Source organism: Hydrogenophaga sp. (assembly GCF_051007235.1).
In the GTDB taxonomy this organism is placed as follows: domain Bacteria; phylum Pseudomonadota; class Gammaproteobacteria; order Burkholderiales; family Burkholderiaceae_C; genus Hydrogenophaga.
The window spans coordinates 1-20153 of sequence record NZ_JBPCSJ010000050.1 but is presented as its reverse complement, the minus strand read 5'-3'; the positions used below and the strand labels follow the sequence as shown (position 1 = coordinate 20153).

Below are 20153 nucleotides of genomic sequence, written 5' to 3'. Positions count from 1 at the left end.
CGAGCGCCGAAAAAAAAGCCGCCGACCCGGAGGCGGCGGCTTCTGTTTCCGGCACATGGCCGGGTGTGGCGTGGTCAGGCGGTTTCGCCCAGCACCGTCACGGCCACATCGACGGTCACGTCGGTGTGCAGGTTCACGCTCACGGTGTAGTCGCCCACGTTCTTGAGCGGACCGTTGGGCATGCGCACCTGGGCCTTGGCGACCTTGAAGCCCTGCTTGTTCAGCTCTTTGGACACGTCGTGGTTGGTGACGGAACCGAACAGGCGGCCGTCCACGCCGGCCTTCTGGGACAGCTTGAGTGCCACGGCGGCGAGCTTCTCACCCAGGGCTTGGGCTTCGGCCAGTTTGGCAGCGGCCACTTTTTCGAGCTCGGCGCGGCGGGCTTCGAATTCGGCGATGGCGGACTGGGTGGCGCGGCGGGCACGGCCAGAGGGGATCAGGAAGTTACGGGCGTAGCCGTCCTTGACCTTGACCACATCGCCCAGGGCGCCGAGGTTGACAACTTTGTCGAGCAGAATGATTTGCATATGAGTCTCTCCCGATCAGACGCGGTGCTGGTCGCTGTAGGGCAGCATGGCCAGGAAGCGAGCACGCTTGATGGCGGTGGTGACCTGGCGCTGGTAGATGGCACGGGTGCCGGTCAAACGCGCGGGGATGATCTTGCCGTTTTCAGCGATGAAGTCGCGCAGGACGTCCACGTCCTTGTAGTCCACTTCTTCGACGTTGGCCACGGTGAAGCGGCAGAAACGCTTGCGCTTGAACAGCAGCGATTGGGTGTTGCGCTTGGGGCGCTTGTCTTTGTTGAAACGCTTGGGTGCAGCCATGATGGGCCTTTCCTATGTCTTGCTGAAATCTTGGATATGGAACACGACGCCTTTGCCGTTGCGTGCATTCGCCAGGAACCCGTGAAACTGGCCCACCCATTCAAGCCCCTGACGGGACATTGCTTCGGCTCGGGCACCGAAGGCCACGGCCTTCAGTTGCAGTTTCACCAGTCGGGGGGTGTCCAGCTCGGTGACCGTGGACTCGTGTTCGAGCACGAGGTTGATCACCGGGATGCCGGCCGGGGTGTAGCGCAGGCTTTGAACCTGCACCACCGCGGCGAGCAATTGAAGCTGGTTACCCGCTGGCGTTGTCACGCCCCGTGTCAGGCTTCGGCGCGCTGCTCGCGGGACTCGCGCTGCTCAGGTTGCAGCTTGCGGGCCTCTTCGCGCTCGACCGCCTTCATCATGCTCGAAGGACCGGTTTCGGCCTTCTTCTTCTGCACGGTCAGGTGGCGCAGCACGGCGTCGTTGAACTTGAACGCGTGTTCCAGTTCGCCCATCACAGCCTGATCGGCTTCGATGTTGACGCACAGGTAGTGGGCCTTGGACAGCTTGTTGATCTGATAAGCCAGTTGACGGCGACCCCAGTCTTCAACACGGTGGATCTTGCCACCGCCGGTGGTGATCATGCCCTTGTAGCGCTCCAGCATGGCCGGAACCTGTTCGCTTTGGTCCGGGTGGATCAGCAAAACGATTTCGTAATGACGCATAGACTCTCCTTGTGGATGACACCGGGCCTGTGAGGCTCCGGTTTCTGATGAACAGCTGCCCCCAGCGTCTGATTGGGGTGCAGCAAGGCAAGCCCGCGATTCTAGCAAATTCTGGCCAGCCGGCCAAATCTGACCGTCCGGCCAGGCGCTCAGCCGTTGTGGCGGTGCGGGTAGCGCACGTATTCCACCAGTTCCTGCGCCTTGGCGCTGGGTGGTGGCGTGACCAGGCTGACGAGGATGGTCACCGCAAAACCCACCGGCACGCCAAAGACACCGGCCGATATGGGCAGGATGTCCCACCACAGGTGGACGGGTGAGGTGATGCCGAACACCTCCCGCAGCCAGGGCTGGGTGACGACCATGTAGTACGAGGTCACGCCCAGGCCGGCGATCATGCCCAGCGCGGCGGCCACGCCGGTGGTGCGTTTCCAGAAGATGCCCAACACCAGCGCCGGGAAAAACGCCGCCGCGGCAAACGAGAACGCCGCCGACACCAGGAACAGGATGTCCGCCGGCTTCTGCGCCGCCACATAGGCGGCCGCCAGGGCCACGACCAGCAGCAACACCTTGGAGATCGTCACCCGCCGCGCGGTGGACGCGTTGGGATCGATCATCTTGTAGTACAGGTCGTGCGAGAGCGCGTTGGCAATGGTGAGCAGCAGACCGTCGGCGGTTGAGAGCGCGGCCGCCAGACCGCCAGCGGCCACCAGGGCCGAAACCACGTACGGCAGCCCGCCGATTTCGGGCGTGGCCAGCACGACGATGTCGCCTCCGATGGTGATTTCGTTGAGCTGCAGGATGCCGTCGAGGTTGATGTCGGTGATGGACATCAAGCTGGCGTCGACCTGGTTCCAAGACGCCACCCACTGCGGCAGCCGGTCCAGCGGCGTGCCCACCACAGTGTGGAAGACCTCGTACTTGACCAGCACCGCCAGCGCGGGCGCGGTGACGTACAGCAGGAAGATGAAGAACAGGGACCAGGTCACCGACTGACGCGCCTCGCGCACCGACGGCGTCGTGTAGTAGCGCATGAGGATGTGCGGCAAGGCCGCCGTGCCGACCATGAGGCAGAAGACCAGCGCCAGGAAGTTGCGGCGCGAGGCATCGAAAGCCTGCCTGGCCGGCGCATCGCCGTGCGGGTCGCCCAGGTACTGCTGGGCATGCGGCGCCATGCCGTTGAGGGGGCGCGACTTGAGTTCGGCGGCGTCGCGCTCGCGGGTCCAGGTGATGCGGGCCGAGGCGCTGTCGCGCGGCAGAGCCGACAGTGTTTTTTCGGCGGCGGAGATGGCCGCGGACGTGGCGTTGGCCTGGCGCAGGGCCGACAGGTGGGCCTCGGCCGCGGCCTTGTCGGCCACCAGCGCCGCCGCCGGGTCCTGCAGCTTTTTCGTCAGGGTTTCGGCGCGCTGGCGGAACAGTTCGCGCACTTCCAGCTCCTTGGGGTCGTGCGTCAGCAGCTTTTCCTTGGCGGTGACCTTCTCCAGCTGGAAGCCGTAGATCAGCTGCGGCACCGGCGCACCGGTCTGTTTGACCGACAGCCACACCACCGGGATGAGGTAGGCCACGATCAGGATGATGTACTGCGCGACCTGGGTCCAGGTCACCGCGCGCATGCCCCCCAGGAACGAACACACCAGGATGCCGCCCAGCCCGAGGAACACGCCCAGCTCGAAGGCCACGCCGGTCAGGTGCGAGGTGATCAGGCCCACGCCGTAGATCTGGGCGACCACGTAGGTGAAGGAACACAAAATGGCGGCGGCGATGCCCAGCAGGCGCGGCCAGTTGCCGCCGTAGCGTTCGCCCAGAAAGTCGGGGATGGTGAACTGGCCGAACTTGCGCAGGTACGGCGCCAGCAACAACGCCACCAGGCAGTAACCACCCGTCCAGCCCATGATGAAAGCCAGGCCGTTGTAGCCGCTGAGGTACAGGGTGCCGGCCAGACCGATGAACGAGGCGGCCGACATCCAGTCGGCCCCGGTGGCCATGCCGTTGTAGACCGCGGGCACGCGGCGACCGGCCACGTAGTACTCGGTCGCGTCGGTGGTGCGGCTCATGATGCCGATGACCGCGTAGAGCAGGATGGTCGAGAGCAGGAAGATGAAACCGATCCAGGTGCGCGGCACCCCCAGCTGCTCCAGCCCGGCCAGCAGCAGCACGAAGACAAAGAAGCCGCCGGCGTACCAGGTGTAAACGCGGTCGAGCTGGCGCTTGAAAGCGCGACCGCCGCTCCTGCTCTCGCCCGGCGTGCTCATGTTCGCGTCACTCCGTGGGCTCCTGCACGCCGTGCTCGCGGTCCAGGCGGTTCATGGCCCAGGCGTAGTACGCAATGATGAGTCCGTACACCAGCAACGAGCCTTGCGCGGCCATCCAGAAACTGAAGGGCCAGCCCAGGAACTCGAAGTCCAGTTCGCGGGCGTAGTAAGTGACAACAAAGCTCACGACAAACCAGACCAGCAGGAGCACGGCGGTGAGCCGCAAGGTCTTGTGCCAGTAACGCTGGTAGCGGGCGGTGTGGGGCATGGCCAGCAGGGTCCTCAGGTGGGCGCAGGGGCCGTCCCCAGCCCGGTTTCGCGCACCAGTTGCGCGGCCACGCGCGGCTCGAAACCGCGCAGGTGCTCGATGATGCGGCCGGCCTGCTCCAGCTCTTGCCGCTGGGCGTGCACGCGGGCCAGCTGGTACCAGCCGTGTGGACTCATCGGTTGCAGTTCGGTGGCGCGGCGCAGCGCCGCCACCGCCTCGTCCAGCCGCTGCTGGCCGATCAGGCTCAGCCCCAGGCCGTACCAGGCGCGGTCCAGGCCCGGCACCAGCTGTGTCGCCCGCGCAAACGCCACCTCGGCATCGGTCACCTGGCCCAGCTGTTCGTGCACGTACCCAAGGTTGAACCAGGCGCTGGCGTCGTCGGGGCGCAAGGTCAGCAGGCGCCGCAGGTGCTCTGCGGCGGCCTGCGGTTGGCCCTGAGTGGCCAGCAGGTGGGCCAGCGAGGCCAGCGCGTGCGTGTCGTCGGGCACATCGACCAGCCGCTGCGTGACCAGCCGGATGGCCGACGACCGGAGACCCAGGGTCAGCAGCCCGCGCAGCCGGACGTGGAACCAGAGCGTCTGCCCGGTGGCGTTCAGCGGCACTGCTCCACCCCGATCTGCACGCACACCGACACCTTGGCCATGGTCACCGCCACCCAGGCCCAGGCCAGCAACACAAAGGCCACCAGGGGCACGTGCCGGTCCACCACCCAGCGCGGGCTCAAGCGCCGCGCCAGCGAAACGAAAGGCTGCCCCACCGCCTGCAACACCCGGTAGAACGGGTTGCCGGCCCTGCCCTGCCCGCTCAACACGCCCACCAGCCCTTGCCCCAGCAGGGCCAGCAAGGCGATTTCGGTGACGGCCTTGAGGGCCAGGATCAGAGTCAACATGCCAACACTCAAAAAGATGGGGTGAGCTTACCGAATTCTGCCGGGCTGAATGCGGTTCGACTGACTCAGGTCATACCCGCTGCGGGTTTACCCGGCGGGGCCACCAGCACCCGGGTGTAGCATCGTTCAACCCTGGTTCACGCACCGGTTCCACACATGGCCCGACCACCTGCCTCTACCCACTTCTTGGCCGAAAGTCTGCAAGCGCATCGGGTCTTCGGCCGGTTGTCAGATGCCGGTCGGCAAAAGCTGCTCGACCAGCTGACCGTGCAGGACGTTGTTGCCGGGCAGGAAGTCGCTCATGGCGACGGCTTGCGCGGTGCACTGCACTGGGCCGTGTCGGGCTCGGTGAGCCTGCTCGACGAACAGGACCAGGCGCTGATCGCGCTGGCCCCCGGGGAGTTTTTCGGTCTGTCGCTGGGCCACGAACTGGGCGCGACCCACGCGCGCGCACTGACCGATGGTCACATCGCCCGGCTCGACGCCGCCGACCTCGACGCCCTGCGACAGGACAGCCCTGCCCTGACTTACCTGCTGCCCGCCTCCAGGGCAAACCAGCGCAGCGGCCGCCGTGTGCACGGCGACGCCGACCCGGCCCTGAACCTCATGACCACCCCGGTGCGCTCGCTCATCCGGCGTGCGCCGATCACCGTGGCACCCCACACCAGCATCCGCGACGCGGCGCAGCTGATGAGCGCGCAACGGGTGTCGTCGGTGCTGATCGTCGAGCAAGACCACCTGTTTGGCCTGATCACCGACCGCGACCTGCGCAACCGCGTGATCGCCGCGGGTCTGGACACCAGCCGCCCGGTGGCCGACATCGCCACGCTCGCGCCCATGAGCATCGACGTGGGCAACCCCGCGTTCGACGCGCTGCTGCTCATGGCGCGCCACAACATCCACCACGTGCCGGTGCTCGACGGGCCGCGCATCGCCGGCATGATCACCGCCACCGATCTGACCGAGCAACACAGCACCTCGGCCGTCTACCTGGCGGGCGACATCTACAAGCAAAGCGCGGTCGAGGGTCTGCAAGCCGCCAGCCGCAAGGTGCAGCACCTGCAAAAAAGCCTGGCCGCGGCCGAGGCCAGCGCCTACAGCACCGGGCATATCGTCACCGCCATCACCGACGCCATCACCACGCGCCTGCTGCAACTGGGTGAGGCCCGACTGGGCCCGCCACCGGTGGACTACGTCTGGGTGGCCGCCGGCTCGCAAGCGCGCAACGAGCAGACCGCCAAGTCGGACCAGGACAACTGCATGGTGCTGGACGACCGCTACGACCCGGCCCTGCATGGCGAGTACTTCAAGGCACTGGCCACCTTGGTGTGCGACGGACTGAACGCCTGCGGCTACGTCTATTGCCCCGGCGAAATGATGGCCATGACCGACCAGTGGCGCCTGCCTCGCCAGCAGTGGGCCGATCACTTCGAGCGCTGGACCAGCACGCCCGACCCCAAGGCGCTGATGCTGACCTGCGTCTTCTTCGACCTGCGGGCCATCCACGGCCAGAGTGCGCTGCTCGACACGCTGCGGCACGACGTGCTGCGTCGCACCCAGGGCAACTCCCTGTTCCTGGCCCACATGGTGGGCAACGCGCTGCAGCACCAGCCGCCGCTGGGCCTGTTCAAAGGCATTGCCACCATCCGCAGCGGCGAACACAAGGGAACGGTGGACCTCAAACACACCGGGGTGGTGCCCATCGTCGACCTGGCCCGCGTGTACGCCCTGGCCGGCGGCAACGCCGCGGTCAACACCCACGACCGCCTGCTGGACGCCGCGTCGGGCGGGGCCATCAGCGAACAGAGCGCCCGCGACCTGCGCGACGCGCTCGAATTCCTGGCGTTCATGCGCATCCAGCACCAGGCCCGCCAGATCGCCGCCGACGAAGCCCCTGACAACTTCTTGCGCCTGGACGAACTGTCGAATTTCGAACGCACCCAGCTCAAAGACGCCTTCACCGTGGTCCAGTCGCTGCAGAGCGTGCTGGGCCACCGCTACAGGATGTGACCCCACTCCCCCCGCGCCGGCTGCGGCGCGGGGGGGTCAATACTTCAAGCGGGCGTAAAAGGTCTTCTGCGCCGCCTCTCGCGCCTGCCCCAGGGTGTGAATGCCTTTTTCGGCCAGCAGCGGGATCAGTCGCAGGAAGGCATCGGCCGTGACCATGGCGTCGCCCATGGCGGTGTGGCGGCCCACGACGGTGATGTTGAATCGTTCGGCCAGCGCTTCGAGCCGATGCGAGTCCTGGTGGGGGTGCACCACGGCCGACAGCAGCAGGGTGTCGAGCACCGGGTGGTCGAACCGCACCCCCGTTTGAGCCTCCTTGAGCTGCAGGAAGCGCATGTCGAAGGCGGCGTTGTGCGCCACCAGCACCGTGTCCTGCGCGAATGCGTGGAACGCCGGCAACACCTGTTCGATGGTGGGCTGGCCACGCACCATCTCGGGCCGTATGCCGTGGATGGGAATCGTCTCCGGCGGAATGCTGCGCTGCGGGTCGACCAGCTGCTCGAAGCACTCCTGCCGCAGCAATTTGTTGTTGACGATGCGCGCCGCGCCGATCTGGATGATCTCGTCGCCCTGTGAGGGATTGAGGCCGGTGGTCTCGGTGTCGAAGACGGTGTAGCTCAGCTCCGACAGCAGTCGGTCGTCCATCGAATGGGTCGCCTCGGTGGTCTTGAACAGGTCGAAGTCGTAGTACTCGGGGCGGCTGTCGGTGGGCAGCAGTCCGCGGGTCTCCGCCGCTTCCTGCGGGCTGGCCAGTGGCAGCAGCAGCCGGAAAAAGGCCTGGTGCCGCACGCGCTCGCGCTCGAACCAGAACGCGCCGCCGTGGCGCTCGACCACGTCGCGCACCGTCAGGCGCAGGGTTTCGGCACCGACCTTCATGGGGTCCAGCTCCCAGCTCATCACCGTTTCGGTGCTGATGGCCTGCCCCGACCAGATCAGGTCGAGGTGGGCCTTGTCCGTCCCTGCCCCGGCGGGCCCCAGTCGCAGCTCGACCGAACGCACCTCGAACTCGTCGGACAGCCGCCCCGCCAGGTAGACCAAGGCCTGCAGCAGGGAGAAGCTTTCCACCCGCAGCCACAGGGCGGGGTCCACCTCCACCGACGCGCAGCGCAGCCCGGCCACGTCCTGGATGCGCCGCAACGCAGCGTTGACCAGATCGGCGCCCAGCATGTCTTCCAGCGGCCAGCGGGTCTTCAGGCCATCGGATGCGCCGGCGTCCACACGGGCGATGCGCAGGCTCAGCGCCCGGGTCTCCTCGCGCACCACGTTCATGAAGCGCTCGCGCATGGCGGGCTCCAGGTCGGGGTAGTCCAGCATGTCGATGGCGGCCTGCATGTTGGCCAGCGCCGCGCGGCTGCCTTCGGTCAGGCTGTGCAGCACCTGGTCGCGGGCGGACTCGGCTTCGAAGTCGCGCGTGATGTTGTCCAGCATGAGCACAAAGCCCGTCAGCGACACCGGTCCATCGCCCACTGCCACGGCACGCACCGGCGCCATCTGCACCCGCAGCAATTGGCCCGAGGGCGTGGTGGTGACGAACTGGGCCGACGGTTGAGCCGCACCGCGCTGCAGGCGCTGCTCGACGTTCTCCAGCGCGTGCTGCACCAGCTTGCGGTCGAACACACCATAGACCGATCGCCCCAGGCCGATCAGCTCGGCTCCGCCAGTGACGCCAGGCGCTTGCGAGAGCGCGCGGAACTGCATGCGCGCGCGGTTGTTGTACAGCAGCACCCGCCCGTCCAGGTTGCAGACCACCACGCTTTGCGTGAGCTCGGACATCAGCGCCGCCAGGCGGCTCTTTTCCTGCTCGATGCCCTGCGCCGCCTCGCGGACCTTGGCGTCCATCTCGCGCCGCAGGCCCTCGCGCTGGCCCACCAGCTGGTTGAACAGGCCCACCAGCACCTTGGTCTCCGCGTTGCCCTTGGGTTGCAGCTCACGCACCACGTCGGTCTTGAGCAGCACCTGCGCCTCTTCGGCCAGCTGGACCGAAGGCGTGACCCAGAGGTCGAACCAGCGCTTGAGCCCCCAGCCGATGGCGGCCATGCCCGCGCCCCAGGTCAGCGCGATGAGCACCAGGCGGTCGCCCACGGTCTGCAGCACGGACGCACGCTCCTGCGCGTCCATGGCCGAGCCAATAAGGCCGAAGGTGATGCCCAGCCACACCAGGGAGGCCACGGCCGCTGTGCCCAGCAGCCACCACAGGCGCGGATCGGTTTTCTGCTGTGCGCTCATGACACGTCCTTGCGGGAGGCCTTCATGACGCCGCCCCCTGCGCGCCGGCCAGCAAGGTCTGCACCCGCTGCACCAGTTCCTTGGTCGAAAACGGCTTGGTCATGTAGGCATTGGCGCCCAGGGCCAACCCCTTGGCCACGTCGGTGTCGCGACCCTTGGCGGTGAGCATGACGATCAGCGTGTCCTTGACCGCTTCGTGGGCGCGCACCTCGTGGCAGACGTCAAAACCGGTCTTGACCGGCATCATCACATCCAGCAACACCAGCGCCGGGCGTTCGCGGACGATGGCGTCGATGGCCTCCTGGCCGTCGCGTGCCAGCACCACCTGGTAGCCCTCGCGCTTCATGAGGAACTCGAGCGAAATCAGGATGTTCGGCTCGTCGTCCGCGATCAGGATCTTGGGGTTCATGTTCTGTGCTCCTCTTGTTCTGTGTCGTGCCCACTGGCTGGCTTCGCGTGGCCCAGCGGCAGCGAAAAACCGAAACAGGCGCCCGCGCCTGGCACCGATGTCAGCCACATGCGCCCACCAAAGTGCTCCACGATCTGGCGGCTGATGGGCAAGCCCAGGCCGGTCCCTCCGGGGCGGTAGTGCTCATCACCACCAACCTGCCGGAACTTCTCGAACACCATCGCCTGCTGGTCCAGCGGGATGCCCGGTCCGTTGTCTTGCACCTCCACCTCCAGGGCACCGGCTGTCTCGCGCAGGGTCAGCTGAACCACGCCGCCCTCGCGCGGCGCGTATTTCGCCGCGTTCGACAACAGGTTCAGCACCACCTGGGTGATGCGGTCGGCATCGGCCTGCACCGGCGTCACCTGGCTGGGCATCTCCAGGGTCAGGGCGATGCCGCGCTCGCGCATCGGCTCGGCCATGCTGCCAGCGGCCTGTTCCAGCAGCTCGCGCAAATCCACCGCGCTGCTGTGCCACTCGGCGTGCCCGGCCTCGATCTTGGCCATGTCCAGCACCTGGTTGACCAGCCGGCTCAGGCGCTCGGCCTCGGCCACGATGATGCCCAGAAACTGTGCGCGCTGCGGCGCCTCCATGGTGTCATCGTCGCGCATCATTTCCGACAGCGCCCTGATCGACGTCAAAGGCGTGCGCAGCTCGTGCGTCACCGAGGACATGAAATCGTCCTTGAGCCGGTCCAGGCTTTTCAGCTGGTCGTTGGCCTGGCGCAGCTCGGCCGTGGCGCGCTCGAGCGAGCGCGATTTTTCCTCCAGCGCCTGCGAATAGGCACGCAGCTGCGAAGCCTCGTCCAGGATGCGCATCACGTCGTCCAGGTCCAGCGCCTCCTCTTCCACGGCCGATGCCACCATCACCCGCGCCGATGCGCTGCCAATGGCGCCGGCCAGCTGGGTTTCGACGAACTGCACCAGCCGCGCATCGGCCACCAGCCGATCGGCCGACACGCCCTGCTCGCTCGCGTAGCGTTCAAACAGCCGCCGCGCCAGCTCCACACCCAGGAAGCGCCCCACCAGCGCCTGCAAGGCCGGCACCTGGGCGCGCCCTTGCCAGAACACCGGGCGCGCGCCGTCGGTGCGGTGGAACACGTCGACAAACAGCAGGGCCTGGCTGGTTTCAAGCGCCGACGGTGCACGCCACAGCGACACGCCCACGTAGGCGCCGATGTTCATGAGCAGGCTCCAGAACAGCGAATGGGTCAGGTTGTCCAGCCCTTGCAGCCCCAGAAACGCCTCGGGCCGCAGCCACGCCATGCCGAACAGCCCCTGCTGCAGAAAGCCGTCGGTCAGCCAGCCCGACTTGGCCAGCGACGGCAGCATCAGGGTGTAGACCCAGAACGCAAAGCCCAGCAGCAGCCCGGCCAGGGCCCCCCGCCGGGTCCCGCCCTTCCAGTACATGCCCCCGAGCAGGGCGGGCGCAAACTGCGCCACCGCCGCGAAGCTGATGAGCCCGATGCTCACCAGCGCATAGGCTTCACCCGCGAGGTGGAAATACAGGTAACCCAGCAACAGGATGGCCAGGATCGAGCACCGGCGGATCAGCGGCAGCACCCCCGTGAGGTCGCCTGCGGCGCGGGCACCAAAACGCCGCGTGCGCAGCAGCAGCGGCATCACCAGATCGTTGCAGACCATGGTGGACACCGCGATCGCCTCGACGATCACCATGCCGGTGGCCGCCGACAGCCCCCCCACAAAAGCCAGCAGCGCCAGCGCGTGGTGCCCCTGGTCCAGCGGCAGCGAGAGCACGAACATCTCGGCGTTCATGCGGCCCGGGCCGAAATGCAGCAGGCCGCCGATGGCGATCGGCAGCACGAACAGGTTGATCAGCAGCAGGTAGAGCGGAAACACCCACACCGCGCGCCTGAGGTGCGATTCGTGCACGTTCTCCACCACCATCACCTGGAACTGTCTCGGCAGGAAGATCACCGACAGCATGGCCAGCAGCGTCAGGCCCAGCCACTGCGCATAGGCAAAGGGCTGGCCCTGGTCAAAACGCAGCAGCGGCCGGATGGCGGCATCGGCATCGGCGCGACCGAACAGATCGCCCAGCCCGTTGAACAGGCCGAAGGTGACGAACAGACCAACCGCCAGAAACGCCAGCAGCTTGACGATGGACTCGAAGGCGATGGCCACGACCAGGCCTTCGTGGCGCTCGGTGCTGTCCAGGTGGCGCGCGCCGAACACCATGGTGAAACCGGCCAGCGCCAGCGCGACGTACAGCGTGCTGTCGGTCCACCACTGGCTGGGCTGCGCAGCCACCGCGCCGGGCGGCGAGGTCAGCACCGCGTACCCGCTGGCAATGCCTTTGAGCTGCAGCGCGATGTACGGCACGATGCCCACCACGGTGATCAGCGTCACCAGCCCACCGAGCAGCGGACTTTTGCCGTAACGGCTGGCGATGAAGTCGGCAATGGAGGTGATGCGGTAGCTGCGCGCGATGCGGATCATCTTGCGGACCACCAACCAGGCCAGGATCATGGCCAGCATGGGGCCCAGGTAGATGGGCAGAAACCACACCCCGGAACCGGCCGCGCGGCCAACGCTGCCAAAGTACGTCCAGGCGGTGCAGTACACCGCCAGGGACATCGCGTACACCCAGGCGTTGCCGATGACCGAGCGCCCGCGCTGGGCGCGCCAGTCGCCCCAGTACGCCACCGCGAACAGCAGCAACAGGTAGGCGAACGAAGCGCCAATGACCAGGGGGACCGGCAACATGCTGAGCCTCGGAAGTTCAGCGCGACGACCGCGGCCCGCGTTCCACCACCCAGGCCAGCACCGCGATGAGCAGCGCCCAGATCAGGAACAGGGCCGTGGGAAACAGGGGCAGACCCGCGATCTGGACATCATGGTCCCACAGGGCCAGCAGCGGGAAGTTCAGCAGCACCAGCGCGGCAGCGAACAGCGCCACCAGGCGCTGGTTGACCAGGCCTTCAGACATCGATGTCTCCTCTTGCGCGTGGCAGGGTGCATGGCCGTGCCCGCTGTTGGATTGTGCGCCCGGCTCTGACCCTCGGCTTACGTGCACCGCAGACGAAAAAAAGGCGGCCGAAGCCGCCTTTTGTTGCCCGTCCAGTCCGGATCAGCTCGACGCCAGCAGCTGCCAGGTATCGACCACCGAATCGGGGTTCAGGGAGATGGAGCTGATGCCCTCGGCCTGCAGCCACTGGGCAAAGTCCGGGTGGTCGCTGGGGCCCTGACCGCAGATGCCGACGTACTTGCCCTGCGCCTTGCAGGCGCCGATGGCCATCTTGAGCAGCGCCTTGACGGCAGGGTCACGCTCGTCGAAGTCGTGCGCCAGCAGCTCCAGACCGGAATCGCGGTCCAGACCCAGGGTCAGCTGGGTCAGGTCGTTGGAGCCGATGGAGAAGCCGTCGAAGTACTGCAGGAAGTCGTGCGCGAGCACGGCGTTGCTCGGGATCTCGCACATCATGATGGTCTTGAGATCGTTTTCCCCGCGCTTGAGGCCCTTGGCGGCCAGCAGTTCGGTGACTTTGCGCGCCTGCTCCAGCGTGCGCACGAAGGGCACCATCACCTGTACGTTGGTCAGGCCCATGTCTTCGCGGACCCGCTTGAGGGCTTCGCACTCCATGGCAAACGCTTCGGCGAAGTCTTCGCTGATGTAGCGCGCGGCGCCACGGAAGCCCAGCATCGGGTTCTCTTCGTCGGGCTCGTAGCGGCTGCCGCCGACCAGCTTGCGGTACTCGTTGGACTTGAAGTCCGACAGGCGCACGATCACCGGCTTGGGCCAGAACGCGGCGGCAATCGTCGCCACGCCTTCGGCCACCTTGTCTACATAGAAGGCGCGCGGAGAGGCGTGACCGCGGGCCACCGACTCCACCGCCTTCTTCAGGTCGGCATCGATCGCGGGGTAGTCCAGGATCGCCTTCGGGTGCACGCCGATGTTGTTGTTGATGATGAATTCCAGGCGGGCCAGGCCGACGCCGCCGTTGGGGATCTGCGCGAAGTCGAACGCCAGCTGGGGGTTGCCCACGTTCATCATGATCTTGACGTCCACCTCGGGCATGGTGCCGCGCTGGACTTCCGTGATCTCGGTTTCCAGCAGGCCGTCGTAGATGTGGCCGGTGTCGCCCTCGGCGCAGCTCACCGTCACCAGCGTGCCGTCCTTGAGGTGGTCGGTGGCGTTGCCGCAACCCACCACGGCCGGGATGCCCAGCTCGCGCGCGATGATGGCCGCGTGGCAAGTGCGGCCGCCGCGGTTGGTCACGATGGCGCTGGCGCGCTTCATCACCGGCTCCCAGTTCGGGTCGGTCATGTCGGTCACCAGCACGTCACCGGGCTGGACCTTGTCCATCTCGCTGATGTTGTGCACCAGTCGCACCGGGCCGGTGCCGACTTTCTGGCCAATGGCACGACCGGACGCCAGCACGGCGCCCTTGCCCTTGAGCTTGTAGCGCATCTCGGCCTTGCCGGCGGACTGGCTCTTCACCGTCTCGGGGCGGGCCTGCAGGATGTAGAGCTGACCGTCGGTGCCGTCCTTGCCCCATTCGATGTCCATCGGGCGGCCGTAGTGCTGCTCGATCACCAGCGCGTAATGGGCCAGTTGCTCGACTTCGTCGTTGGTCAGGCTGTAGCGGTTGCGCAGCTCGACCGGCACATCCACCGTCTTGACCAGCTTCTTCGTCGCGGCCTTTTCCTCGGGTGTGGAGAACACCATCTCGATCAGCTTGCTGCCCAGGTTGCGGCGGATCACGGCCTTCTTGCCGGCCTTGAGCATGGGCTTGTGCACATAGAACTCGTCGGGGTTCACGGCGCCCTGCACCACCGTCTCACCCAGGCCGTAGCTGGAGGTGATGAAGACAACGTCTTCAAAGCCCGACTCGGTGTCGATGGTGAACATCACGCCGGCGGCGCCGGTGTCCGAACGCACCATGCGCTGCACGCCGGCCGACAGGGCCACGTCTGCGTGGGCGAAGCCCTTGTGCACGCGATAGCTGATGGCGCGGTCGTTGTACAGCGAGGCGAACACCTCCTTCATCTTGTGCAGCACCTCGTCGATGCCGTGCACGTTCAGGAAGGTTTCCTGCTGGCCGGCGAACGAGGCGTCGGGCAGATCTTCGGCCGTGGCCGACGAGCGCACAGCGAACGTGGCCTTGTCGTTGTCGCCCACCAGGGTGACGAAAGCGTCGCGGATGGCCTTTTCAAGGTCGGCCGGGAACGGCTGGTTCTCGACCATGGCGCGGATCTCGGCGCCGGCTTCGGCCAGGGCGCGCACGTCTTCGGTGTCCAGGGCGTCCAGGCGGGCGTTGATGCGCTCGGTCAGGCCATCGAACTTCAGAAACTCGCGGAAGGCGTGGGCCGTGGTGGCAAAGCCCGTGGGCACCTTCACGCCTTGTGGCAGTTGCGAAATCATTTCGCCTAGGCTGGCGTTTTTGCCGCCGACGGCCTCGACATCGCTCATTCGCAGTTTTTCGAAAGGCACGACCAGGGCGGTCGGCTCGAACAGTTGGGACATGGAAGACTCCTAAGGTTGAAAAACCGGGGGGCTCCATGCGCCAGCGGGTGACCTGTGGTTCTGTTATGGGTCGTGCACCGGGCAGGGGGCATCACATTCGACGGCCTGGGTCGGCAGGGCCGAGCAGCCACAGCAGGTGATTGTAGGATGGCATGGTCCCCTGGCGGACCGCGCGGGCCCGGCCGGCCCATGAAATCGGTGCGCCGCCCCCATGAAAATTCTTGAAACGGAACAGGAACCATGCCCAACCGCACCGTCTTCTTCATCTCCGATGGCACCGGCATCACCGCGGAAACCTTCGGCAACGCCATTCTGGCGCAGTTCGGCATCGAGGTGCGCCGGGTGCGCCTGCCCTTTCTGGACAGCGTGGACAAGGCCCACCAGGCGGTGCGCCAGATCAACCACACGGCGGAGGTCGAAGGCAAGCGCCCGCTGGTGTTCGCGACCGTGGTCAACATGGAGGTGCTGGCGGTGGTCAAGCAGCACTGCAACGGCATGATGCTGGACATGTTCGGCACCTTCGTGGAACCGCTGGAAGACGAGCTGGGCGTCAAGTCCAACCACCGCGTGGGCCGCTTCTCCGACGCGTCCAAGAGCAAGGAATACAACGACCGCATCGAGGCGATCAACTTCTCGCTCATGCACGACGACGGTCAGAGCCACAAGGACCTGCAAGGGTCTGATGTGATCCTGGTGGGCGTCAGCCGCAGTGGCAAGACGCCGACCTCGCTGTATCTGGCCATGCAACACGGCCTGAAAGCGTCCAACTACCCGCTGATCCCGGAAGACTTCGAGCGCCGCAAACTGCCACCGGCCCTGGTGCCGCACCGCAAAAAGATTTTTGGTCTGACCATCGCGCCCGAACGGCTGGCCGAGATCCGCAACGAGCGGCGCCCCAACTCGCGCTACGCCAGCCTGGAAAACTGCCGCGCAGAGGTGAACGAGGCCGAGGCCATGATGCGACGCGAGGGCATCCGCTGGCTCTCGACCACGACGAAGTCGATCGAAGAAATCGCCACCACCATCCTGCAGGAAATCCGGCCCGAACGGCTGGCGTACTGAGGTTCCGCCAACGCGCCGGCGTCAACGCGTCGCCGTAACTGACCCGGAGGATGGCCGGGCGAGGGTCATCGCGATTGCCTGTGGCAGACGCTCACGTCCCGCTTTGAACAGTACGCCGTCCTGGCGTTAACAGACGGGCGGGTGGTCCACCCGCCCGCCTCACTTCTTCTTGCTTTTGGCCGCCAGGGCGTCAAATCCGCCGTGGGCGTGGCGGCCCAGGGCGAAGGACGCGAACAGCTTCATCCACAGCGTGGAGCCGGCGATCGCGATCCAGTCCTGGCGCTCCAGGGCCTGAAAGCCCAGCACAGCCACCAGCACGGCCACCAGCACGATGCCGCCCAGCAGATTGATGACCATCTCGTAGGGGGCGTACCTCTCGGCGTCGGGCGCCGGCTCGCCCTTCTTGAGCGCAACCTCTGAAAAATCGCGTTTGAAAAAAATCCGCCAGGCCCGTCGCAGCCAGAAGAAGGCCACGGGAAACAAGGCCAGCAGGAAGATCCAGTTCAGGATGAAGACGCTCATGTTTTGAAAGTGTTGTCGATCAGCGGGGTCGAGATCGTATCGCCTCAATAAAAAACCCCGTTGGCGAGCCAACGGGGTTCGAGTCAGGGGCAACGCCCCCAAGCATCAGAGCATCGATCAGTGGGCGACGGCACCACCAGAGCCCTTGGGCACGCGCACCGATTCGACCAGCGCGGCGATGTGGGCCGGCACCGGCGTGGTGACCTTGCTGACCAGGTAGGCCACGAGGAAGTTCACCAGAGCGCCCACGGTACCAATGCCTTCCGGCGAGATGCCGAAGAAGCCGTTGTTACCACCGACCAGGTCCAGGAACTCGGTACCCTTGATGAAGAAGAAGCCCTTGTGTGCGAACACATAGAACAGGGTCACGAACAGACCCGCGATCATGCCGGCGGTGGCGCCCTTGTCGTTGATGGTCTTGCTGAAGATGCCCATCATGATGGCCGGGAAGATCGTCGAAGCAGCGATACCGAAGGCCAGGGCCACGGTACCGGCCGCGAAGCTCGGCGGATTCAGACCCAGCCAGCCGGAGATCACGATGGCCACGGCCATGGCGACCTTGCCCGCCAGCAACTCGCCCTTCTCGGAGATGTTCGGGTTGAACACACCCTTGATCAGGTCGTGCGACACAGCCGAAGAGATGGCCATCAGCAGACCGGCCGCGGTGGACAGGGCAGCGGCCAGGCCACCGGCGGCGACCAGCGCGATCACCCAGTTGGGCAGCTGAGCGATTTCCGGGTTGGCCAGCACAATGATGTCGGCGTTCACGGTCAGCTCGTTGCCCTTCCAGCCCGCAGCACCTGCCTTGGCGATCACGGCTTCGTTCTTGGTCTTGTCGTTGTAGAACTGGATGCGGCCATCGCCGTTCTTGTCCTCGAACTTCAGCAGACCGGTCTTCTCCCAACGCTTCATCCAATCCGGACGCTCGTCGTACTTCAGGCTGGCGTCAGCGGCGTACAGGTCACCGTTGGCCTTGACCAGGTCGGGCTTCACGACCATCTGGCCGTCGGCACCGGGGCTGATGCCCACAGCGGTGTTGGTGGTACCGATCAGGTTCAGGCGGGCCATGGCACCCACGGCAGGAGCGGTGGTGTACAGCAGCGCGATGAAAACCAGGGCCCAGCCAGCGGAGGCGCGGGCGTCAGCGACCTTCGGCACGGTGAAGAAGCGAACGATCACGTGCGGCAGACCGGCGGTACCGATCATCAGCGACATCGTGAAACAGAACATGTTGAGCATCGAACCGGCCGAGCTGGTGGTGTACTGGGTGAAGCCCAGATCGGTCACCACCTGGTCCAGCTTGCCCAGCAGGGACACATCGGTACCGGCCAGGGAGGAACCCAGGCCCAGCTGCGGCAGGAAGTTGCCCGACAGGTTCAGGGAGATGAACAGCGCCGGCACGATGTAAGCCAAGATCAGCACGATGTACTGGGCCACCTGGGTGTAGGTGATGCCCTTCATGCCGCCGAACACCGCGTAGAAGAACACGATGGCCTGGCCGATGTAGATACCGGTTTCGCTGGACACGCCCAGGAAGCGCGAGAAGGTCACGCCCACACCCGTCATCTGGCCGATGATGTAGGTGGTGGAAGCGACCAGCAGGCACACCACGGCGGTGGTGCGGGCCAACTGCGAGTAGTAGCGGTCACCGATGAACTGGGGCACGGTGAACTTGCCGAACTTGCGCAGGTACGGGGCGAGCAGGCAGGCCAGCAGCACGTAGCCACCGGTCCAGCCCATCAGGAACACGGCGCCGCCGTAGCCCATGTTGGAGATCAGGCCGGCCATCGAGATGAACGAAGCGGCCGACATCCAGTCGGCGGCCGTGGCCATGCCGTTGGTGATGGGGTGCACGCCGCCGCCGGCGACGTAGAACTCCGAGACGCTGCCCGCGCGAGCCCAGAAGGCGATGCCGAGGTACAGCGCAAAGCTCAGCCCGACGAAGAGATAGGTGGTGGTTTGGAGATCCATGGTGGTCTTCCTTTTAGTCTTCTTGCATGCCGAACTGGCGGTCGATGTCGCCCATCTTCTTGGCGTACCAGAAGATCAGCGCAATGAACACATAGATCGAGCCTTGTTGGGCAAACCAGAACCCGACGGGATACCCGCCCAGCTTGATGCCATTGAGCGCACTGGCAAACAGGATGCCGGCGCCATAAGAGACCAGGAACCAGATCACCAGCACTTTGGTCAGCAGACCCAGTGTGGCGCTCCAGTAGGCCTTCGCGTTGTTGTCACTTGCCATGAAAGTCATCTCCTCGACGTTTGATGCTTTTGCCATTCAGGCAGCTTTCGCTGCACGCTTTTCGTGCCGATATCCCGGGGGATCACCGCACTACGAGGGGCACTCTGTTGACGCTTGCTTACGTCAAAATTGCTGCGACCGTTGATGACCGCACAGTCTAGGGAAAGCCCCTAGCAAATAGGCGAACGCCCCGCGCGCTGCGGCATCCGCCCTCCGGGCAAACCCTGACGAACAGCAGCGCTGCAACTGCCCGCACCACCCGGGCACGCGCCCCTTCGGCTGCCCCCCAGGCAGGGGACACGGCGCGCTGCACCCGCGACCTGCCCTATTTACTTGTGGCGGTGGGCGGGCACAGAATGCGTGACAAAACGCACACACCGTGCGCTGATCAGCAGGAGGGTTTCTGCCATGGCCACCCGCACTTCCACTGCGCGCGAGACGAGCCCCACCGGCCTGTCGCTGCACATCGGCATCAACGAAGTCAGCGCCGCGCACTACGCCGGCTGGACCGGGCCACTGGCGGCCTGCGAGTTCGACGCCCACGACATGGAGGCCATCGCCAAGGCCCAGGGCTTCAAATCCACTCTGCTGCTGACCAAGAAAGGCACCCGTTCAGCGGTGCTGGCGGCCATCCGCAAGGCGGCCAAGGCGCTGAAGGCCGGCGACCTGTTCTGGCTCACCTATTCCGGCCACGGCGGCCAGGTGCCCGACACCAGCGGGGAAGAACCCGACAAGCTCGACGAAACCTGGTGCCTCTACGACACCCAGCTCATCGACGACGAGCTGTATTACGAGCTCAGCCGGTTTGCCAAGGGCGTGCGGGTGCTGGTGCTGTCCGACAGCTGCCACAGCGGCACCGTGGTGCGCGCCGCGCGCCCGGCACCGGGCACGGCCGAACAGCGCCCGCGCATCATGCCGCCGGCCGTGGGCATGCGGGTCTACAACGCGCACAAGGCCTGGTACGACAAGCTCCAGGCGGACATTGCCAAGACGGCTGGCGGACGCGTGACCGACCCGGACACCGCCATCGCCCAGGTGACCGTCAGCACGCGGCTGACCGCCATCGTCAAGCAGTTCGAGCCCTCGGTGATCCTCATCTCCGGTTGCCAGGACAACCAGTTCTCCATGGACGGCAACCACAACGGCGCCTTCACCGAACAGGTGCTGCGCGTGTGGAACAACGGCGCCTTCAAGGGCAGCCACGCGGTCTTCCATGCGC

Annotated in this window: 19 protein-coding genes; 3 read left to right on the top strand and 16 right to left on the bottom strand. The window is 65.8% G+C overall.

The annotated features are described in order from the left end of the window. Positions 1-74 precede the first annotated feature (74 nt). The 8 genes from rplI to ACR2JA_RS01635 form a co-directional block, all read right to left on the bottom strand. Positions 75-527: a 50S ribosomal protein L9 gene (gene rplI, locus ACR2JA_RS01670; RefSeq protein WP_434007409.1), complete on the bottom strand. Its 453-nt coding sequence runs from the start codon at positions 525-527 to the stop codon at positions 75-77. Between the two features lie 15 nt (positions 528-542). Beyond that, positions 543-824 (bottom strand): 30S ribosomal protein S18, encoded by a 282-nt coding sequence (gene rpsR, locus ACR2JA_RS01665; RefSeq protein ID WP_434007408.1) that lies wholly within the window; start codon positions 822-824, stop codon positions 543-545. 12 nt (positions 825-836) lie between these two features. Beyond that, the gene (gene priB, locus ACR2JA_RS01660) at positions 837-1139 is read right to left on the bottom strand and encodes a primosomal replication protein N (protein WP_434007407.1); all 303 of its coding nucleotides are present in this window, start codon (positions 1137-1139) and stop codon (positions 837-839) included. 8 nt (positions 1140-1147) lie between these two features. Next, positions 1148-1534, bottom strand: a complete 387-nt coding sequence (gene rpsF, locus ACR2JA_RS01655) for a 30S ribosomal protein S6 (RefSeq protein ID WP_434007406.1) — start codon at positions 1532-1534, stop codon at positions 1148-1150. A 149-nt stretch (positions 1535-1683) separates the two neighbouring features. Further along, positions 1684-3783: a sodium:solute symporter family protein gene (locus tag ACR2JA_RS01650; RefSeq protein ID WP_434007405.1), complete on the bottom strand. Its 2100-nt coding sequence runs from the start codon at positions 3781-3783 to the stop codon at positions 1684-1686. Between the two features lie 7 nt (positions 3784-3790). After that, positions 3791-4051 (bottom strand): DUF4212 domain-containing protein, encoded by a 261-nt coding sequence (locus ACR2JA_RS01645; RefSeq protein ID WP_434007404.1) that lies wholly within the window; start codon positions 4049-4051, stop codon positions 3791-3793. Between the two features lie 14 nt (positions 4052-4065). Next, on the bottom strand, positions 4066-4653 hold the full coding sequence (locus ACR2JA_RS01640; RefSeq protein WP_434007403.1) for a tetratricopeptide repeat protein: 588 nt from the start codon (positions 4651-4653) through the stop codon (positions 4066-4068). After that, a complete protein-coding gene (locus ACR2JA_RS01635; RefSeq protein ID WP_434007402.1) occupies positions 4644-4940 on the bottom strand; it encodes a hypothetical protein in 297 nt (98 codons plus the stop codon). The genes ACR2JA_RS01640 and ACR2JA_RS01635 overlap by 10 nt, the downstream gene beginning before the upstream one ends. Positions 4941-5126: 186 nt before the next feature. Here ACR2JA_RS01635 and ACR2JA_RS01630 point away from each other — a divergent pair, with 186 nt between their 5' ends. Beyond that, positions 5127-6950 (top strand): putative nucleotidyltransferase substrate binding domain-containing protein, encoded by a 1824-nt coding sequence (locus ACR2JA_RS01630; RefSeq protein ID WP_434007401.1) that lies wholly within the window; start codon positions 5127-5129, stop codon positions 6948-6950. A 36-nt stretch (positions 6951-6986) separates the two neighbouring features. On the opposite strand, the gene ACR2JA_RS01625 is transcribed toward ACR2JA_RS01630, so the two are convergent. The 5 genes from ACR2JA_RS01625 to ppsA all read right to left on the bottom strand — a co-directional run bounded on the left by ACR2JA_RS01625 (position 6987) and on the right by ppsA (position 15105). Further along, on the bottom strand, positions 6987-9173 hold the full coding sequence (locus tag ACR2JA_RS01625; protein ID WP_434007400.1) for an exonuclease domain-containing protein: 2187 nt from the start codon (positions 9171-9173) through the stop codon (positions 6987-6989). Between the two features lie 22 nt (positions 9174-9195). After that, a complete protein-coding gene (locus tag ACR2JA_RS01620; protein WP_434007399.1) occupies positions 9196-9582 on the bottom strand; it encodes a response regulator transcription factor in 387 nt (128 codons plus the stop codon). Beyond that, on the bottom strand, positions 9579-12347 hold the full coding sequence (locus ACR2JA_RS01615) for an ATP-binding protein (protein WP_434007398.1): 2769 nt from the start codon (positions 12345-12347) through the stop codon (positions 9579-9581). The genes ACR2JA_RS01620 and ACR2JA_RS01615 overlap by 4 nt, the downstream gene beginning before the upstream one ends. A gap of 16 nt (positions 12348-12363) precedes the next feature. Then, entirely contained in the window at positions 12364-12570 is a 207-nt protein-coding gene (locus tag ACR2JA_RS01610; protein WP_434007397.1) for a hypothetical protein, read from the bottom strand. Between the two features lie 141 nt (positions 12571-12711). Next, entirely contained in the window at positions 12712-15105 is a 2394-nt protein-coding gene (gene ppsA / locus ACR2JA_RS01605) for a phosphoenolpyruvate synthase (RefSeq protein WP_434007396.1), read from the bottom strand. 240 nt (positions 15106-15345) lie between these two features. On the opposite strand from ppsA, the gene ppsR reads away from it, so the two are divergent. After that, positions 15346-16167, top strand: coding sequence for a posphoenolpyruvate synthetase regulatory kinase/phosphorylase PpsR (ppsR, locus tag ACR2JA_RS01600; protein ID WP_434007395.1), 822 nt, complete (start codon positions 15346-15348; stop codon positions 16165-16167). A gap of 159 nt (positions 16168-16326) precedes the next feature. Here the strand turns inward: ppsR and ACR2JA_RS01595 are convergent, their stop codons facing one another. From ACR2JA_RS01595 to ACR2JA_RS01585, 3 genes are all read right to left on the bottom strand, one after another. Beyond that, on the bottom strand, positions 16327-16689 hold the full coding sequence (locus tag ACR2JA_RS01595; RefSeq protein WP_434007394.1) for a hypothetical protein: 363 nt from the start codon (positions 16687-16689) through the stop codon (positions 16327-16329). Positions 16690-16806: 117 nt separating this feature from the next. Continuing rightward, positions 16807-18660, bottom strand: a complete 1854-nt coding sequence (locus ACR2JA_RS01590; protein WP_434007393.1) for a sodium:solute symporter family protein — start codon at positions 18658-18660, stop codon at positions 16807-16809. A 13-nt stretch (positions 18661-18673) separates the two neighbouring features. Continuing rightward, positions 18674-18934, bottom strand: a complete 261-nt coding sequence (locus tag ACR2JA_RS01585) for a DUF4212 domain-containing protein (protein WP_434007392.1) — start codon at positions 18932-18934, stop codon at positions 18674-18676. 408 nt (positions 18935-19342) lie between these two features. Between ACR2JA_RS01585 and ACR2JA_RS01580 the strand changes: the two genes are divergently transcribed. Beyond that, a partial coding sequence (locus tag ACR2JA_RS01580) for a caspase family protein (protein ID WP_434007391.1) occupies positions 19343-20153 on the top strand: 811 nt, incomplete at its 3' end.

Bases quoted from the DNA above. Each gene is read 5' to 3' on its own strand.
- rpsF (WP_434007406.1), bottom strand. From the start codon at position 1,534: ATGCGTCATTACGAAATCGTTTTGCTGATCCACCCGGACCAAAGCGAA.
- ppsR (WP_434007395.1), top strand. From the start codon at position 15,346: ATGCCCAACCGCACCGTCTTCTTCATCTCCGATGGCACCGGCATCACC.
- ACR2JA_RS01625 (WP_434007400.1), bottom strand. From the start codon at position 9,173: ATGAGCGCACAGCAGAAAACCGATCCGCGCCTGTGGTGGCTGCTGGGC.
- ACR2JA_RS01585 (WP_434007392.1), bottom strand. From the start codon at position 18,934: ATGGCAAGTGACAACAACGCGAAGGCCTACTGGAGCGCCACACTGGGT.
- rpsR (WP_434007408.1), bottom strand. From the start codon at position 824: ATGGCTGCACCCAAGCGTTTCAACAAAGACAAGCGCCCCAAGCGCAAC.
- ACR2JA_RS01650 (WP_434007405.1), bottom strand. From the start codon at position 3,783: ATGAGCACGCCGGGCGAGAGCAGGAGCGGCGGTCGCGCTTTCAAGCGC.
- ACR2JA_RS01590 (WP_434007393.1), bottom strand. From the start codon at position 18,660: ATGGATCTCCAAACCACCACCTATCTCTTCGTCGGGCTGAGCTTTGCG.
- ACR2JA_RS01645 (WP_434007404.1), bottom strand. From the start codon at position 4,051: ATGCCCCACACCGCCCGCTACCAGCGTTACTGGCACAAGACCTTGCGG.
- ACR2JA_RS01620 (WP_434007399.1), bottom strand. From the start codon at position 9,582: ATGAACCCCAAGATCCTGATCGCGGACGACGAGCCGAACATCCTGATT.
- ppsA (WP_434007396.1), bottom strand. From the start codon at position 15,105: ATGTCCCAACTGTTCGAGCCGACCGCCCTGGTCGTGCCTTTCGAAAAA.
- ACR2JA_RS01635 (WP_434007402.1), bottom strand. From the start codon at position 4,940: ATGTTGACTCTGATCCTGGCCCTCAAGGCCGTCACCGAAATCGCCTTG.
- ACR2JA_RS01615 (WP_434007398.1), bottom strand. From the start codon at position 12,347: ATGTTGCCGGTCCCCCTGGTCATTGGCGCTTCGTTCGCCTACCTGTTG.
- ACR2JA_RS01610 (WP_434007397.1), bottom strand. From the start codon at position 12,570: ATGTCTGAAGGCCTGGTCAACCAGCGCCTGGTGGCGCTGTTCGCTGCC.
- rplI (WP_434007409.1), bottom strand. From the start codon at position 527: ATGCAAATCATTCTGCTCGACAAAGTTGTCAACCTCGGCGCCCTGGGC.
- ACR2JA_RS01595 (WP_434007394.1), bottom strand. From the start codon at position 16,689: ATGAGCGTCTTCATCCTGAACTGGATCTTCCTGCTGGCCTTGTTTCCC.